Origin of the sequence: Alteromonas confluentis (genome assembly GCF_001757105.1) — a bacterium.
In the GTDB taxonomy this organism is placed as follows: domain Bacteria; phylum Pseudomonadota; class Gammaproteobacteria; order Enterobacterales; family Alteromonadaceae; genus Alteromonas; species Alteromonas confluentis.
Genome location: NZ_MDHN01000015.1, coordinates 141,940 through 158,269, shown reverse-complemented (window position 1 = coordinate 158,269; position 16,330 = coordinate 141,940). Strand labels below are relative to the sequence as shown.

General features: G+C 48.9%; 10 protein-coding genes. 8 read left to right on the top strand and 2 right to left on the bottom strand.

The features are described from left to right. Positions 1–7 precede the first annotated feature (7 nt). On the bottom strand, positions 8–2,473 hold the full coding sequence (gene thrA / locus BFC18_RS07640) for a bifunctional aspartate kinase/homoserine dehydrogenase I (protein ID WP_070124915.1): 2,466 nt from the start codon (positions 2,471–2,473) through the stop codon (positions 8–10). Positions 2,474–3,044: 571 nt separating this feature from the next. Here thrA and BFC18_RS07635 point away from each other — a divergent pair. The 6 genes from BFC18_RS07635 (at position 3,045) to BFC18_RS07610 (ending at position 10,806) form a co-directional block, all read left to right on the top strand. Beyond that, positions 3,045–4,778 (top strand): alpha-amylase family glycosyl hydrolase, encoded by a 1,734-nt coding sequence (locus BFC18_RS07635; RefSeq protein ID WP_070124913.1) that lies wholly within the window; start codon positions 3,045–3,047, stop codon positions 4,776–4,778. Between the two features lie 312 nt (positions 4,779–5,090). After that, positions 5,091–5,672, top strand: coding sequence for a transcriptional regulator BetI (betI, locus tag BFC18_RS07630; protein ID WP_070124911.1), 582 nt, complete (start codon positions 5,091–5,093; stop codon positions 5,670–5,672). A gap of 14 nt (positions 5,673–5,686) precedes the next feature. Next, positions 5,687–7,150, top strand: coding sequence for a betaine-aldehyde dehydrogenase (gene betB / locus BFC18_RS07625; RefSeq protein ID WP_070124909.1), 1,464 nt, complete (start codon positions 5,687–5,689; stop codon positions 7,148–7,150). Positions 7,151–7,163: 13 nt separating this feature from the next. Beyond that, positions 7,164–8,825, top strand: a complete 1,662-nt coding sequence (gene betA, locus BFC18_RS07620; protein WP_070124907.1) for a choline dehydrogenase — start codon at positions 7,164–7,166, stop codon at positions 8,823–8,825. Positions 8,826–8,874: 49 nt separating this feature from the next. After that, the gene (locus tag BFC18_RS07615; protein ID WP_070124906.1) at positions 8,875–10,092 is read left to right on the top strand and encodes a BCCT family transporter; all 1,218 of its coding nucleotides are present in this window, start codon (positions 8,875–8,877) and stop codon (positions 10,090–10,092) included. Beyond that, positions 10,093–10,806, top strand: coding sequence for a TorF family putative porin (locus tag BFC18_RS07610; RefSeq protein WP_070124900.1), 714 nt, complete (start codon positions 10,093–10,095; stop codon positions 10,804–10,806). 69 nt (positions 10,807–10,875) lie between these two features. Here BFC18_RS07610 and BFC18_RS07605 read toward each other — a convergent pair whose 3' ends face one another. Continuing rightward, positions 10,876–13,440, bottom strand: coding sequence for a TonB-dependent receptor plug domain-containing protein (locus tag BFC18_RS07605; RefSeq protein WP_070124898.1), 2,565 nt, complete (start codon positions 13,438–13,440; stop codon positions 10,876–10,878). A gap of 351 nt (positions 13,441–13,791) precedes the next feature. Between BFC18_RS07605 and BFC18_RS07600 the strand changes: the two genes are divergently transcribed. Together BFC18_RS07600 and aceK are read left to right on the top strand one after the other, a co-directional pair. Further along, positions 13,792–14,334 (top strand): NUDIX domain-containing protein, encoded by a 543-nt coding sequence (locus tag BFC18_RS07600; protein ID WP_070124896.1) that lies wholly within the window; start codon positions 13,792–13,794, stop codon positions 14,332–14,334. Positions 14,335–14,484: 150 nt separating this feature from the next. Further along, entirely contained in the window at positions 14,485–16,203 is a 1,719-nt protein-coding gene (gene aceK, locus BFC18_RS07595; RefSeq protein ID WP_083272967.1) for a bifunctional isocitrate dehydrogenase kinase/phosphatase, read from the top strand. The last annotated feature ends 127 nt before the right edge of the window (positions 16,204–16,330 follow it).

Here is a 16,330-nt window from a genome sequence, read left to right as displayed (position 1 = left end):
CCTTTAATTACAGCGCCATTTGTTTCCACGGCATGGTACGCAGGATATCTGCAAATACACCCGCCGCTGTTACCGTACCACCGGCACCATAACCACGAATTACATAAGGAATTGGCTGATAATAATCACTGCTAATTGCCAGCGCGTTCTCGCCGTCTTTCACTGCCGCCAATGGATGAGACAAGGGTACCGCCTGAATGGTTACCCGGCACTTGTCACCATTGATGCTACCGATATAGCGCAGCACGCTGTTATCTGCTTTAGCAGCATCAACACGCTTGCCGAACTCCGCATCCAATTCTGGTAACTGCTGCATGAATTCATCAATAGATGCGCCCTCAGCAAAACCTGCAGGCAGTACCGATTCAATTTCGATATCTGACAACTCAAGCGCAAGACCAGCTTCACGAGCCATAATAAGCAGTTTACGGGCAACGTCCATACCACTTAAGTCGTCACGTGGGTCTGGCTCAGTGTAACCATTCGATTTCGCTGCAGTGGTGGCTTCAGACAGGCTCATGCCTTCTTCCAGCTTTCCGAATACATACGACAAGCTACCAGACAAAATACCTTCAAACTGGTGCAGTACGTCACCGGCTGCAAATAGCTTTTGCAGGTTATCGATAACCGGCAAACCGGCACCTACCGTTGTTTCATACAGATACTGACGGTTGGTGTTCTGTGCCGTGCGACGCAGCTTTTTATAGTAAGCCATGGTGTCGGTGTTGGCTTTCTTGTTTGGTGTCACCACGTGGAAGCCCTGCTCCATCATGTCGACATACTGTATTGCCACTGCTTCGTGACTGGTACAGTCAACTATCACTGGGTTTACCAGGCTGTTATCGTTAGCAAACTGGTGCAGACGGTCTACGCTCAGCGTTTCGGAAGACTCAGCCAGCAGTGATTTCCAGTCGCCAGCCACATCAATGCCGTTGCTGTCGAGCAGCAATTTACGGCTGTTAGCAATACCGTACACGCGCAGTTGAATATTACGTTTCAATAGTGCGGGTTGCTGACGGGCAATCTGACCCAGCAACTCTGTACCCACATTGCCGCAGCCAACTAGGAATACGTCGATGGTGTGACGATCTGAGAAGAAATTCTGGTGGATCACGCGAACGGCTTTCTTCGCTTTTTTCGCTTCGATCACAGTGGAGATAGAACGTTCAGACGAGCCCTGCGCGATAGCAACGTTATTTACCCGCGCCTGCGACAACGCAGCGAAGAAGCGAGCTGCCAAACCTTTGGTCTGACGCATACCGTCACCCACCAGCGTAACAATGGCCAGGTCATGACGGACTTCAATTTGATCAAGCAGCTGGTTTTGTAGCTCAAGGGTAAAGGCATCTTCCAGCAGGTGCTGGGCACGTACGGCATCTTTTTCCTGAATACAGAAGCTGATGCTGTACTCAGAGCTGGACTGCGTGATGAGACTAATGGAAATATTCGCATTGCTCATTACTTCAAATACGCGACTCGCCATGCCAACCATGCCCTTCAAGCCAGGGCCGGCTACATTAAACATGGTCACATTATCAAGCTGGGAAATACCTTTTACGGAGGTCCAGATTTCACTCTTTTCATTGCTGATGAGCGTGCCTGGTGCCGCTGGGTTTAAAGTATTTTTGATAAGACAAGGAATGTGGTGCTGAGCGATGGGACCAATGGTCTTCGGATGCAGTACTTTAGCGCCGAAGTAAGACAGTTCCATGGCTTCCTGGTACGTCAATTTATCAAGCAGCACCGCGCCTTCCACCTGATTCGGATCGGCGTTATATACCCCGTCAACATCAGTCCAGATTTCACAGCACGATGCATCGATACACGCTGCCAAAATCGCTGCAGAATAGTCAGAACCGTTACGGCCCAGCGTTACTTTTTCGCGATCGTCATTGGCGGCAACAAACCCTGGCATTACCAGGAACACGCTACCGTCGCTAGCCACTTCACTAAAGCGGGCCTTACTTAATGCCACATCAGCGATGCTGTCGAGGTACTCGCCATTTGCCAGTACGTAATCCACCGGGTCGATAAGCTGATTGGCTACACCTTTGCTTTCAAGAATACCGCCAAACATAGACACACTGATGTATTCGCCAAGGCTGAGAATTTCTGCCGCCACTGAATCTGGCGCGGTGCCCAGCAAACGAATACCTTCGAGCTGCTGTTTTAAGATGCCTAAACGGCTGGCAATAAAAGTAGAAACCTTTTCAAAAGGGAAACCAGTAAGGGTTTCATCGAGTTCTTTGGCGATACCGTTTACCAGCTCATCCAGCTTGGTGAACAATGGGTTGAAATCTTCGCCGGCGGCGGCCTGATCGCAAAGCAGCGACAGCGCGTTAGTGACGCCCTTCGGGGCAGAGAGCACTACGGCTGCGCCCTCGGTTTGGTGGGCGGTCATACAAATCTCGGTAACGCGAAGATAACGTGTTGCGTCGGCCAGAGAAGATCCACCAAACTTTAAGACTTTCATGTAATGCTCCTTTCGGTTTTATTTTGCTACATCAACGCTTAATTGCGTAAAAAAAAACCCGCTCCTTGTTGGGGGGCGGGCTTTCGATGTCTGTTTGCTTATGCGCACTAGCCAGCGACCGCCCTCAACGAGGTGGTAATAATCATCATGCCGGTGGTGCTAATAATTGTTTTCATAGCGACAATTTGCCGTATAGACGTCTAACTGTCAACCGCGATTTTGCTTTTTCTGGGTAAAACACCGCCAAATCAGAAAATTTAGTCCTAATAAGGGCGCAAAACTGACATGCCATATTGCAATGTGGCAAAACAATCATCCTAAGCAACACTCACCCACCGGGAAGTTTTTGCTTTGCGTGCCGGTAAATTTTGCCCGTCACAATATTCCCATCAGCTTCCTCCCAATCGACACATTCACAGCTATTCTAAAAAAGTAAACAAAATCAGTTGGTTTCACGCCGTAATTAAAAGCCTCTCGATAATACACAAACGCCATTTTGCGGCATCTTCTTTGCTCTGCGAGTGATAGTAGTTAATCACTTCCTTTATTACCTTCTTTTCGGAGCCTATCAATGTCTTCATTTAACGGATTACTCGGCGTTTCACCCGTAGCGAAAGGCTACCAGTTTGCGGTTTGGGCCCCCAACGCAAAAGCGGTGGCAGTAACAGGTACTTTTAATGGCTGGAACGATAACGGAACGGCACTGAATGCAACCGACGGTGGCGTGTGGTATGGCTGTATCGATAATGCAGAAAACGGCCAGGAATATAAGTTCATCATTACAACGCGACAAGATGAGCGGCTGGTAAAGAATGATCCACGGGCGCGCAAGTTAACGAATAGTGTGGGTAACAGCGTTATCTACGACGATGACTTTCCCTGGGAGCATTCCCCTTTTAAAGCCCCTCCCATCCACGAACGGGTAATATACGAAATGCACATTGGCACCTTTCATAAACCGAAGGACGGCCACGGTACTTTCGCAACGGCTATTGAAAAGTTACCCGAACTAAAAAAACTGGGCATCAATATCATTGAGCTGATGCCGGTTAATGAGTTTGCCGGCGACATTAGCTGGGGATACAACCCGGCTTATCCTTACGCTGTGGAAGAAGCCTATGGCGGCCCGGACGGACTGAAAGAATTTATTGATGCGGCACATGGGCTGGGCATGGGTGTCGTACTCGATGTTGTGTATAACCACCTTGGCCCCAGTGATCTGGATATCTGGCAGTTTGATGGCTGGCAGGAAAATGATAAAGGCGGTATTTATTTTTACAACGACTACCGTAGCGCCACCCCCTGGGGCGACACACGCCCCGACTACGGCCGTCAGGAAGTACGCGACTATCTCACCGACAACGCATTAATGTGGGTGAATGAGTTTCATGCCGATGGCCTGCGCATGGACATGGTGCCCTATATGCGTAGCGTGTCTGGTGCCGATAACGGCGAGGATGATATTCCAGAAGCCTACGATTTAATCCGAACCATAAACCAACAAGTCCACCAGGCGCATCCAGATAAGATGACCATCGCTGAAGACTTACACTCCCACGAATACATCACCAACCCGGTTGAAGAAGGGGGTTGCGGTTACACTTCTCAATGGGCCGCTGGCTTTGTTCACCCTATCCGTGATGCACTGACAAAAACGGAAGACAGTTATGTCGATTTGAATACGGTGGCCTCTTCGGTGACAAACATCATTAGTAACAACCCGTTCGCCCGGGTGGTTTACACCGAATCCCACGATGAAGTGGCAAACGGTCAGGCTAGATTGGTAGAGGAAGTGGCACCAGGCAATGTGGATGATAACTACTATGCCCGGCAGAAAGGCATCCTCGCCGGCGTTCTGGTTCTCACTTCAGTGGGTGTACCCATGCTATTCCAAGGGCAGGATTTTAAAGAGTCTGGCTGGTTCGACGACAGTCATGACATAGACTGGGAACGCAAGGAACGCTTCGCTGAATACGCCCAGGCGTTTGCTACCCTCATGGCACTGCGAACAAACAGCAATGGCAACAGCGCAGCCCTTACCGGCGGAACGGCTGAAATTATTCACCAGGACGATGAACATAAAGTACTGGGCTTCAAACGCACCAATGGGCTTGATGACAAAGCTGTCTATGTGTTCATCAACTTATCGGGTTCTGATACTGAACAATACCGCCTCAATAATATTCCACCAGATGCACAGTGCCTGTTTGGCTGGCAGGATGGCCTCACTACAGATTCCGTTTCTCTTAATGACAACATGATCCACATGACGCCTTACTCTGCTTTCATATTTTCGGGTAGTTAAGCTTTCACCGTTGCCCAGGGCATGAAGTATCAATTTCGTGCCCGGATTTTCACATTTTGCTGTGCAATTCGGTTCAAAACCTTCACCCACCCGCACAAAAAACACTCAATAAGAAACAAGCTCAAATTATTTTAATTAATTTAATGAAGCGTTTTAACCAATGAAAAAACCATTAATAAACAATGTAATTACACTGAAAAATGATTAGAGCATTAATTGAAACACACATAACTTCGCCATAGGCAACACTTGATAGATTCAACTCAAATCATTAAGCTTTATTTTAATTGAACGGTCAATCAATAAAAAATTATGCCTAAAGTCGGAATGAAACCTATACGAAAGCAACAGCTCATTGAAGCCACGTTGGCTTCAATTGATGAGTTTGGTCTGTATCACACAACCATTACTACTATCAGTAAAAAAGCGGGCTTATCGTCTGGGATCATTAATCACTATTTTGGTGGTAAGCAGCAGTTAATCGAAGCCACAGTGCGTCATTTACTGGACAAGCTAAATCATGTTCTGGTCGAAAAAACGGCTGGGCAAACCTTGTCGCCGGTTGAGCGCCTTAATCTGATTGTTGAAAGTAACTTCAGTGTGTTTCAACGCTCAGAGCCTGCTACTAAAGCCTGGTTAAGTTTTTGGGAACAGTCGCTGCACGTGCCTGAACTGGCGCGACTACAGCACATCAACAACCAACGTTTGTTGAGCAACTTACGGTTCTCATTCCGACAACTCATGCCGAAGGATCAGGCTATCGAAGCGGCTCAGGCAACCGCTGCAATGATTGACGGGTTTTGGCTGCGCAGTGCACTGAGTCAGGAATCGAATCCTGACTTTGTGGCAAGTGAGCGCCTTTGTAAGCAATTTATTGCAAAACTAATTTGTTAATTTCGGAGCATTTAATGTCGTTACCCCGCTACCAGAATTTCGTACATGGTAAATACCTGGCCAATAGCACAGGTGAAACCTTTGATGTCATTAACCCCGCCACCGGTGAAGTGGCCTATCAAATGGAAAAAGCTTGTGATGATGTCAAACAGGCAGCAATGGAAAGCGCCCAGGAAGGCTTTGCTGTTTGGAAAAAAATGTCAGGAATGGAACGTAGCCGCATTTTGTTGAAAGCGGTTGCCTTATTGCGTAAACGCAATGACGAGCTGGCAAAAATTGAAGTTCTGGATACGGGTAAAGCCTGGCAGGAAGCGTCGGTGGTCGATGTGGTAACCGGTGCAGACAGCATCGAGTTCTTTGCTGGCCTTGCGCCTTCCATCGAAGGTAATCAACAAGATTTAGGCGGCGACTTCTACTACACCCGTCAGGAACCCCTTGGGATTTGTGCCGGTATCGGTGCCTGGAACTATCCGCTGCAAATTGCCTGTTGGAAATCTGCACCGGCATTGGCCTGCGGAAATGCGATGATTTTTAAGCCCTCAGAAGAAACCCCGCTGGGCGCACTCAAGCTGGCTGAGATCTTCATTGAAGCGGGTGTACCCGCAGGTGTGTTCAACGTAGTTCAGGGCGACGGTGAAGTGGGTGCCTGGCTAACCGCGCACCCTGAAATTGCCAAAGTATCGTTCACTGGCGAAGTGGGTACAGGTAAAAAAGTCATGGCGAGCTCTGCTTCTTCATTGAAAGACGTCACCATGGAGTTAGGCGGCAAATCGCCACTCATCATTTTTGATGATGTGGATGTAGACAATGCGGTTTCTGCCGCCATGCTCGCGAACTTTTACACCCAAGGCGAAGTGTGTACCAACGGTACCCGGGTTTTCGTACATAAGCGTGTTTATGCCGAGTTCATCGAAAAACTTAAGCAACGCACTGAACAGAACATCGTTGCCGGCGATCCGATGGACCCTGCTACGAATCTGGGAGCATTGATCTCTGAGAAGCACCGTAACCTGGTGATGGATTATATCCAGAAAGGTAAAGATGAAGGCGCGACGCTGGTAACCGGTGGACACGCACTTAAACCCGCATCTGCGCCAAACGGTTATTTTGTTGCACCGACCATTTTCACTGACTGCACCGACGATATGACCATTGTGAAGGAAGAAATTTTCGGTCCGGTGATGTCGGTATTAACCTTCGACGACGAAGACGAAGTGATCGCCCGGGCGAACGACACACACCTTGGTCTCGCAGCAGGCGTTTTCACCAAAGACATCACCCGTGCACACCGCGTTATCCATCAGATGGAAGCCGGTATTTGCTGGATTAACAGCTACGGTGCATCACCGGCTGAAATGCCGGTTGGCGGCTATAAGCAGTCGGGTATTGGTCGCGAAAATGGGTTGAAAACCCTGTATCACTACACCCAGACCAAAGCGGTTTACATCGGCATGTCTGATGTAGAAAGCCCGTTTTAATTCAGGAGGTCTGATGCAGAAGTTTGATTATATTATTGTCGGTGCCGGTTCAGCAGGTTGCGTGTTAGCCAATCGTCTTACTGAAAGCGGCGACCACAACGTATTGCTCATTGAGAATGGGGGGAGTGATAAAAGCATCTTTATTCAGATGCCTACTGCACTGTCTATTCCGATGAACACGACAAAGTATGCCTGGCAGTTTGAAACCGAGCCAGAGCCTCATTTGGATAATCGTAAAATGCACTGCCCCCGTGGTCGTGTGCTTGGCGGCTCTTCGTCGATTAATGGCATGGTGTATGTGCGCGGTCATGCCAAAGATTTTGATGAGTGGGAACAACACGGTGCCACCGACTGGAGCTATGCCCACTGTCTGCCGTATTTTAAAAAGGCGGAAAGCTGGGCGTTTGGCGGCGACGAGTATCGTGGCGGCAAAGGGCCGTTGGCCACCAATAACGGCAATAACATGGAAAATCCGCTTTATTCTGCTTTTATCGAAGCGGGCGTTGAAGCGGGTTATTTCGAAACCAAAGATTATAACGGCGCTTTGCAGGAAGGCTTCGGCCCCATGCATATGACGGTTAAAGACGGTGTACGCTGGTCGGCATCGAATGCGTATCTTCGTCCTGCCATGGGCCGCAGTAACCTTACTGTTATCACTCATGCACTGGTTGAAAAAGTCCTTATCGACGACAAAGTCGCAAAAGGGGTTCGGTTAACCCGCAAGGGCAACACGGAAGAGTATTTTGCTGATGAAGTGATTTTATCGGCTGGTTCCGTTGGCTCCCCTCACCTGCTACAACTTTCTGGTGTGGGCGACGCTGATACCCTCAAGTCGGCAGGCATTGAGGTTAAACATGCGCTTCCGGGCGTGGGCCAGAACCTGCAGGATCACCTGGAGTTTTATTTCCAGTTCCGCTGCAACAAGCCCATTACGCTGAACGGCAAGCTGGACTGGTGGAGCAAGTTAAAAATTGGTGTTCGCTGGATCCTCACAAAGAAGGGGCTGGGTGCAACCAATCACTTCGAATCCTGCGGCTTTATTCGTTCTAAAGCCGGCGTTGAATGGCCTGATTTGCAGTATCACTTCTTGCCAGCAGCCATGCGTTACGACGGTAAGAGTGCCGTGAAAGGACATGGTTTCCAGGTTCACATTGGCCATAACAAGCCAAAAAGTCGCGGCCATATTAAGGTGACATCGGCAGATCCAACCGTGCCACCAGAGATCCTGTTCAACTACTTAGCTGAAGAGGAAGACCGCGAAGGCTTCCGTGATTGCGTGAAACTGACACGGGAAATCATTGGTCAGGATGCGTTATCTGCCTATCGCGGTGAAGAGATCCAACCGGGTAAACACGTACAAACCGACGAAGAAATTGATGCCTTTGTGCGTCAGAACGTTGAAAGTGCTTATCACCCTTCGTGCTCATGCAAAATGGGCACAGACGATATGGCCGTAGTGGATCCGCAAACGCGGGTACACGGCGTGAAAGGTTTGCGGGTAGTGGATTCCTCCATCTTCCCCACCATTCCCAACGGCAACCTCAATTCGCCGACAATTATGGTTGCAGAGCGAGCCGCAGATTTAATTCTGGGCAAATCTGCATTACCACCGGCGACCGATACACCCGTTCTGATGGAACAGGACTGGCAGACTAAGCAGCGAGCTAATCCGTAAGGGTTACTCGCCAGTTTACGCTCGAACAGCATTTAACTTGGGAGAAATTATGACCACCTGGTTATCCGCCGGGCTGATATTCACGTACGCGTCTATCGCCTTTATCCTGTTGAAATGGGGCCGCATCCGCTGTGTCGGTGTTACCCCGGTTCGCACATTAACGTTTATCGCTATTTTGTTTACCTCTGGGCTCGATGTGGGCCTGATCATGTTCCCGCTTACTGAATTTGCCGGTTACGCCGATACTGCCACCAGCCCGGAATACAGTTTTGCCAACCCGTTAGCCATAGAGTTCGGGTTCTGGGGTTTTTTGATTTGGAGCTTCTATTTCCTTACCTGTTTCTATTTTTGCGTGATTGAACCGCGGGTGAAGTTTTTCGAGATCCCCTGGGTAAAGTTCATCAATAACGTGGTGATCATTGGTACCTGTGCCTTCACCGCTTATTTACTACTGGCAAATTTGCCCTGGTACTTGCCTTCACTGGAAGACACCAGCGTGGGAACGGGTATTTTTTATCTTATTGTTCTGGCGGTAATTAGCGGGGCGGTATATTCCAGTACCAGCTTGAAATACGTTCGTATCTTAAGCTTGTCGACCACCTGGTTATTCATCGGCCTTATCGCGCTGATGTGGGCAGGCGCCTTCTTAGGTGACAACGGCTCGGTAGGTGCGTTTATTAACACCACCGCCATGATGGGCGACTACTTTGGCAATATTGAACAGTTTCTGTTGCCACTGAACGATTATCACGAATTCTATCTGTTCTGGTGGTTTGCCTGGAGCATCATGATTGGTCAGTTTACCTCCCGTTTCGTGGGTGGTTTACGCACCTATCAGGTTCTGGCGGCAATGCTGATATTTCCGTCGATCCCCATCGCCACCTGGTTCTCCGTACTATACTTCTATCACGATAACGGTTTGACCACGGGCGGCTTATACAACCTGGCCATGGCCTTTGTAGGTATCACATTCGTGCTGAATTCATTGGATTCACTGGTGCGTCTGTACACCGACAACCTGAATATCACTGTGGCCCGTTTTGGCAAAGCCAAATACATCATCGGCAACGTGGTGGTATTGAGTTTACTTACCATGCTGTTCCAGCTGGATTTCCTGAAAATCCAGTGGGTGGGCGCGTTAGTGATTGGCTTGTTCTTCATTTGCGCCGGTTACATGGCTGTCACTAAAGCAAGAAAAGTCAGCAATATCGAAGCTTCACCAAAAGAAAACAAAATTGATTTCACTAAAATAGAGACACTTAATTAAATGAAAAAAGCAGTATTAATTAAATCACTATTACCGTTGGCAGCTACCAGTCTATTGGTAGCCGCTGATGCCCAGGCCGATTGGTCTGGCACCGTTTCGTTAAATTCTGACTACACCTTCAATGGTGTGAGCCAAACACAGAACAACCCTGCTTTGCAGGGCAGCATAGACTACAGCGCCGACAATGGCTGGTATGCGGGCACCTGGGCGTCTAACATTGACTATGCCGGTGATGAAACCAAACTGGAGTGGGACGGATACACGGGTTATTACCAGGAGCTGACCGACAGCCTGAGTCTGGATACCGGTATTGCTTATTACACTTACCACGGCGCCGACTACAGCAGCGACTACAATTACCCGGAAGTCTACGCCAGCTTTAATCACGGCAATAAACTGGGTAATACAGAGCTCAACTTCTGGTATAGCTGGGATTATTTCGGATTGGGTGGTGGGCACTCAATTATTATGCTGGCCCATTCTTTTGAAGTGGCGCCGGGTCACACCATTCGCATTAGTGGAGACCGCTCAAACAGCCATGATGAACAAGCATGGAGCTGGGACGGCAATAACGACTATTATCACTGGCGACTGGCTTACCTGACTTCTTATCAGGGGTTTGATTTTTCCTTGGCGGCAGAAGATACCACCATGGATCTCGACAGAGCAGATGCCCGCATTGTGGCATCAGTCAGCAGAACATTTAGCTTCTAGTTTTTCATCAGGTAACAAAAAGCCGGCGGACACTTCACTGAACCGCCGGCTTTTTTGTAAGCTTCACGCTTAGAAGCGATAAGTCACTTTACCGTACACATAACGACCAGTGAAACCGTAAGGCGAGAAGCCAGAATACGGGAACAGGTTAGTAAATGTAGACGGCGACTCAACCAGGTAGCGGCTTGCTTCCGGGTACACATCAAACAGGTTGTTAGCACCTACCGATACCGACAATCCTTCCGTTAGTGCCACATTTACGTCTAGGTCGGTGATCCACTCAGCAGGAATGATTTCATTGGTTGCCGCAGTAGAAGCTGGATCTTCCACTTCACCGTAACGGGTAGTGCGAAGTGTGGTGGTGTAGCGATCGTAGTTCCAGGTCACGCCCAGGTTGAGCTTGTTATCCGGCGAACTGGATTCAAAGCGACGCAGTTCAACACCCGAGAACAGGTTGTCCTGGTCAAACCCAGCATTCTGCAGCACTTCTGGTGCATCAATCACATCGGTCACTTCGTTGTCGTTGAAGTTCGCGCCCAGATTGAAGTTGAATGCGCCCCACTCTGCCGTTTGCAGCGTGTAAGTAGACACGATATCGACACCCTGGGTCCGTGAGTCGATAGCATTCAGGAAGAAACGTCCCTGAGTCGCACCGGTGCCCGCCAGCAGTGCAGTAATGGCTTCACCAGACAAGTTGTTCGATAACACGATGCGATCATCAATATCGATGCGATAGAAATCTACAGTCAGGTTAAAATCAGCCGTTGGCGAATAAGTGAAGCCAGCACTGTAGTTCGTCGATTCCTCGGCATCCAGCCCCGGGCTACCTAATGCCTGCGCTACTTCACTGGAAGGCGCAAAAGTACCGGTTTCGGTAGGTACATCGTCAATGAATACTGTAGAGATAGAAGTAAAGTACTGCTGTTGCAGAGAAGGCGCACGGAAACCGGTAGAAACCGACGCGCGCAACGCAAACTCATCAGTGATAGTCACCCGGTTAGACAGTTTCCAGTTAAAAGTGCTACCGAAGTCAGAGTAGTCTTCGTAACGACCAGCTACCGCAACATTCCAGTTTTCCAGCACGTCAGCTTCTAAATCTACATAGAAACTGTAGTTGTGACGGCTGTTATCGCCAGCAGATGCAGGTGTAAAGCCAGGAAATACCTGAGAACCGGCCGCAGCCAGGGTGTCGCCTTCACCGGCAATTTCAAGACCGCCTGCCGCGTAAGGCCCCTGCAGGTAAGACGCTTCTTCACCAGCTGAGATCTCATAGCTCTCGTGACGATATTCTGCGCCCATGGCGAAGTTCATTTCACTGTAGAACACACCGGTGTCTACCAGACGAGAGGCATCCGCATTCACAACAGTGGTGTTATATTCCAGTGTACCAGCGTCGAAGCTAGTTTGGCTGGTTGGGCCCACAGAAGTGTTTAGCGTATTTACTACGCCGTACTCCAGTTTGTTACCACCATGGGTAACAGACAGGTCGTAATTCCACACATTGCCGTAGCCTTTGATACCAGCAAGTAATGACGTATCGGTGATATCGGTGGTGATTTGCGGCAGGAAGCCGTCAGGGTAAATGGTCACAATGTTTCGGCCATCCTGAGCGCGGCGATAGAAGCCACCGCTGATGGAATCACGGGTGCTGGCACCGGCAGTACCATAAAACTCTACGTTTTCGGTGAGTGCTTTACCGGCGTTAATAAACAGGGCGTAGTCTTCTACTTCACCGTTACCATAAACGTGATTGTAACGGTTAACTGTCAGTTCACGCGGGTCGAGGTTGCCATCAGCATCGCGGGCATAGTTTTCGCGTGGGTCGAAATCGGCACGATTAGCCTGACCACGGTCGCGATATTCTGCAGACACATTGATGAAGCCATCATCGCCCCATTCGAAGCCCATGTTGCCGCGCAAGGTGGCAGTTTGTCCGTCGGTCACGCTGCGGTCGGAACCGGTATCAAAACCTAAGTTACCTTCATCATTAATGTACACACCGTTTAAATCTGGCACGCCGTCCATGGTGGTCACGTTTGCACCGTAAGTGGCAGAAAACTCACCGCCTTCGGAAGCGTCTTTCAATACAATGTTGATAACACCGGCAATGGCGTCAGAACCATACTGGGCTGCCGCACCATCACGCAGTACTTCAATACGCTTGATAGCATTGGCTGGAATGGCATTTAAGTCTACTGCCGATGAGCCACGGCCCACTGAACCGTTCAGGTTAAGCAGTGCGCTGGTGTGACGACGTTTGCCGTTTACCAGTACCAGCGTGTGGTCGGGTGCCAGGCCACGCAGCTGCGCAGGACGCACATGGTCAGTACCGTCGGTAATGGAAGGCTGCGGAAAGTTAAAGCTAGGCAGTAACTGGTTCAGAATCATGTTAGTTTCTGTCAGGCCCGTCGCCTCAATAGAAGACGCATCGATGATATCAATGGGTACTGGCGAGTCATTCACGGTACGGCCCACACGGCGCGAACCCACAACCTGAATTTTTTCAAGATCGGCATCAGCGATGGTGTCAGTTTGCGCCTGCACCTGCGTTGAAAAAGACAGAGGCAAGCCGATAATGGCCGCAGAGAGAAGAGAATATCTGAATTTAGAGGAAATGCATCTTTCCTGTTGCATAGTGTGTTCCCGAATTTATATGTGAATTCAATCCATTGCATGTTTTGCAATGTTGGCGTCGTTGCGCCTACTGTTATTTCTGGCGTCAGGGTGAGACTTAGGCATCTCGTAAGGATGACTTTTTATTATTTGAAAAGGACAACGTGCGGTTAAAGCGGGCTGAATTTTTAGGCAACTAGCCAGCTACGTTGCGCATCGGAGTTAATCACAACTGCCGATGCAACTCCAAGGCTAATCGGACAAGATCCGTTAACCGTCTTCTTTTCGTAGACGAACTGTCATTTTTCTTTCATAAAATAACGGTTCGGTTTACGACCGGAATAACAAAAAGGATTAAAAGGAGTCTGTCGAATGTCTTCAGAAATAAAGACACTGTCGAGTAAAGTGGTGTACGAGAATAAATGGATGCGAGTGCGGGAAGATGCCATCGAGCGTCCTAGCGGTCAGCAAGGCATTTACAGCGTGATGGAAAAACCCGATTTCACTGTAGTCATTCCGATCCAGGATGATTATGTGTACATGGTGGAGCAATATCGTTATCCGGTAGAGAAGCGACAATTAGAATTTCCCCAAGGCACCTGGGAAGAGAATGGCCAGGCCGATCCGGCAGAGCTCGCCGCTGGCGAACTGCAGGAAGAAACGGGCTTGCTGGCCAAACGTTGGACCCATGTGGGTTATCAGTATTTAGCCTACGGTTTTTGTAATCAGGGTTATCACATTTGGATTGCCACAGACTTCACTATGACCGAGCAGAACCTCGACGCTGAAGAAGAAGGGCTTACCTGCCATAAAATTCGCCTTAGTGAACTTGATGAGAAAATCAAAAACGGCGAAATTCTCGATGCGACCACCTGCAATGCATTAGGCCTCGCGCGTCTGAAAGGCTTGATATAATTCATCGCGGACTGCAACGGCGGTGAAGTCTATTTCGCCGCCTGACATTCCTTGAAATTATCCTAGTGATAGTCAGCATTCACCAGAGTGTTGTGACCGCTAAAATCGCTGTGCTAGTGTTAGCCTGTGTAACCAGATTGAGCACCGGCAATGACAGACACGCGCCTGGCGAACAAAATCGCCTTTCAAATTCTCACCCACTTCGATAAAAGTTATCGCTGGTTTACCCGCATCACCCGGGGAGCCAAAGAGCGCTTCGAAAACGGCGAATGGCAAGCAACACAAATTGCCTCCCGCGAGCGCCTTAATATCTACGAAAAGAGCGTGTCTGATGCGGTTGCCGATATCTACCATCAGGTAGAAGTGCATCAGCGTGATCGCAGTTTCTGGCAACAAATGAAAGAAACCTATACCCGCCATCTGGAAACCCACCCGCAGTTTGAGCTGGCAGAAACCTTCTACAATTCCATCATCGGTCGCCTGTTTCGTCACCAGTCATTCGAAAATGATGTGATGTTTGTGCTGCCGAGCCGCTGCTATCTGCCAGGGCGTGATCGAGCACAGGTGATAAACAGTTTAGATACCACCACCACGGTCGCTGAAATGTATGAGTCAATTTACAAGCTATACCGCTTTAATCTGGCTTTTGAAGATCGTCAGCGCGACATGGAAAGCCTTGAAAATGCTCTGCGCAAGCGTTTGAACAAAGCGCAACTCGCCAGTGTGGAATTAGTCGAAATCTTAAAACCCGTATTCTATCGCGGCAAATCGGCCTACCTGATCGGGCGCATTTGTATGCCCGGTGAAACCCTGCCTTTTGTGATTTCCATGCACACCAATAATAGCCAGGAAATTTATGTGGATGCCCTGCTTACCGACCGGCAGGATCTTAGCGTGATATTTGGCTTTGCCCGCAGCTACTTCATGGTAGATACCCAGTACCCGGCTGAAGTGGCGGCGTTTCTGCAGGAGTTAATGCCGAATAAAAAGCACTTTGAGCTGTACATGTCGCTTGGCCACCATAAACACGGAAAAACCGTGTTTTTCCGCAACTATCTGCAACACCTAGATAACAGCAACGACATTTTCGAACGCGCGCCGGGCACCCGCGGCCTGGTCATGATGGTATTTCATCTGCCCACCTACGGCGTGGTGTTTAAAATTATCAAGGATGAATTTGCCGAGAGTAAGAAAATCACCCGCGAGCACGTAAAAGAGTGCTACAAGCTGGTGAAAAACTCTGACCGCGTAGGCCGTATGGCAGATACCCACGAATATGTGAACTTCCGCTTTCCGCTTAATCGCATGGCGCCTGAATTAATAGAAGAACTAAAAGCGACCTGTGCCTCTAGCCTGGAAATCACTGACGATGAATTAATCATCAAGCACCTCTACATCGAGCGCAAAATGACGCCGCTGAACCTGTATTTGTTACAGGAAACCAATGAGGATAAGCTTCACAATGCGATTAATGAACTCGGTTTGTGCATAAAACAAATTGCCCTTGCCAATATCTTCCCCGGCGACATGTTGCATAAGAACTTCGGCATTACCAAAGGCGGCCGGGTAATATTCTATGATTACGATGAGATCTGCCTGATGAAAGATCGTAATTTCCGCGAACTGCCCAAATCCGATGATCCCTACGCGCTGGACACCTTATCAGTTGCCCCTAACGATGTATTCCCGGAACAGTTCGAACACTTCATTGTAGGTAAAAAGAAATTCAAAGATATTCTCAAGTCGCTTCATGGTGATTTGATGACGCCTGAATATTGGCGAGAGGTGCAGCGCATTACTGCCCGTGGCGATGTTCAAAACTTCACCCCTTATAACCCAGCCATGCGTTTTCAACTTCGGGAAACCTGAACAACAAACTTCAGCTATACTGTTGATAAACTGATTATTCGGTAACATTGCAATATTAAAAGAATGTCACATTTGACGTTTTAGTCGTGAAATCGCTTATTATTGTGATCAATGTCACGTCGTTTTG

What these genes read in the sequence shown, in the direction of transcription:
- BFC18_RS07635 (WP_070124913.1), top strand. Translation starts at nt 3,045, where the DNA reads ATGTCTTCATTTAACGGATTACTCGGCGTTTCACCCGTAGCGAAAGGC.
- betA (WP_070124907.1), top strand. Translation starts at nt 7,164, where the DNA reads ATGCAGAAGTTTGATTATATTATTGTCGGTGCCGGTTCAGCAGGTTGC.
- BFC18_RS07600 (WP_070124896.1), top strand. Translation starts at nt 13,792, where the DNA reads ATGTCTTCAGAAATAAAGACACTGTCGAGTAAAGTGGTGTACGAGAAT.
- BFC18_RS07615 (WP_070124906.1), top strand. Translation starts at nt 8,875, where the DNA reads ATGACCACCTGGTTATCCGCCGGGCTGATATTCACGTACGCGTCTATC.
- BFC18_RS07610 (WP_070124900.1), top strand. Translation starts at nt 10,093, where the DNA reads ATGAAAAAAGCAGTATTAATTAAATCACTATTACCGTTGGCAGCTACC.
- BFC18_RS07605 (WP_070124898.1), bottom strand. Translation starts at nt 13,440, where the DNA reads ATGCAACAGGAAAGATGCATTTCCTCTAAATTCAGATATTCTCTTCTC.
- betI (WP_070124911.1), top strand. Translation starts at nt 5,091, where the DNA reads ATGCCTAAAGTCGGAATGAAACCTATACGAAAGCAACAGCTCATTGAA.
- aceK (WP_083272967.1), top strand. Translation starts at nt 14,485, where the DNA reads ATGACAGACACGCGCCTGGCGAACAAAATCGCCTTTCAAATTCTCACC.
- betB (WP_070124909.1), top strand. Translation starts at nt 5,687, where the DNA reads ATGTCGTTACCCCGCTACCAGAATTTCGTACATGGTAAATACCTGGCC.
- thrA (WP_070124915.1), bottom strand. Translation starts at nt 2,473, where the DNA reads ATGAAAGTCTTAAAGTTTGGTGGATCTTCTCTGGCCGACGCAACACGT.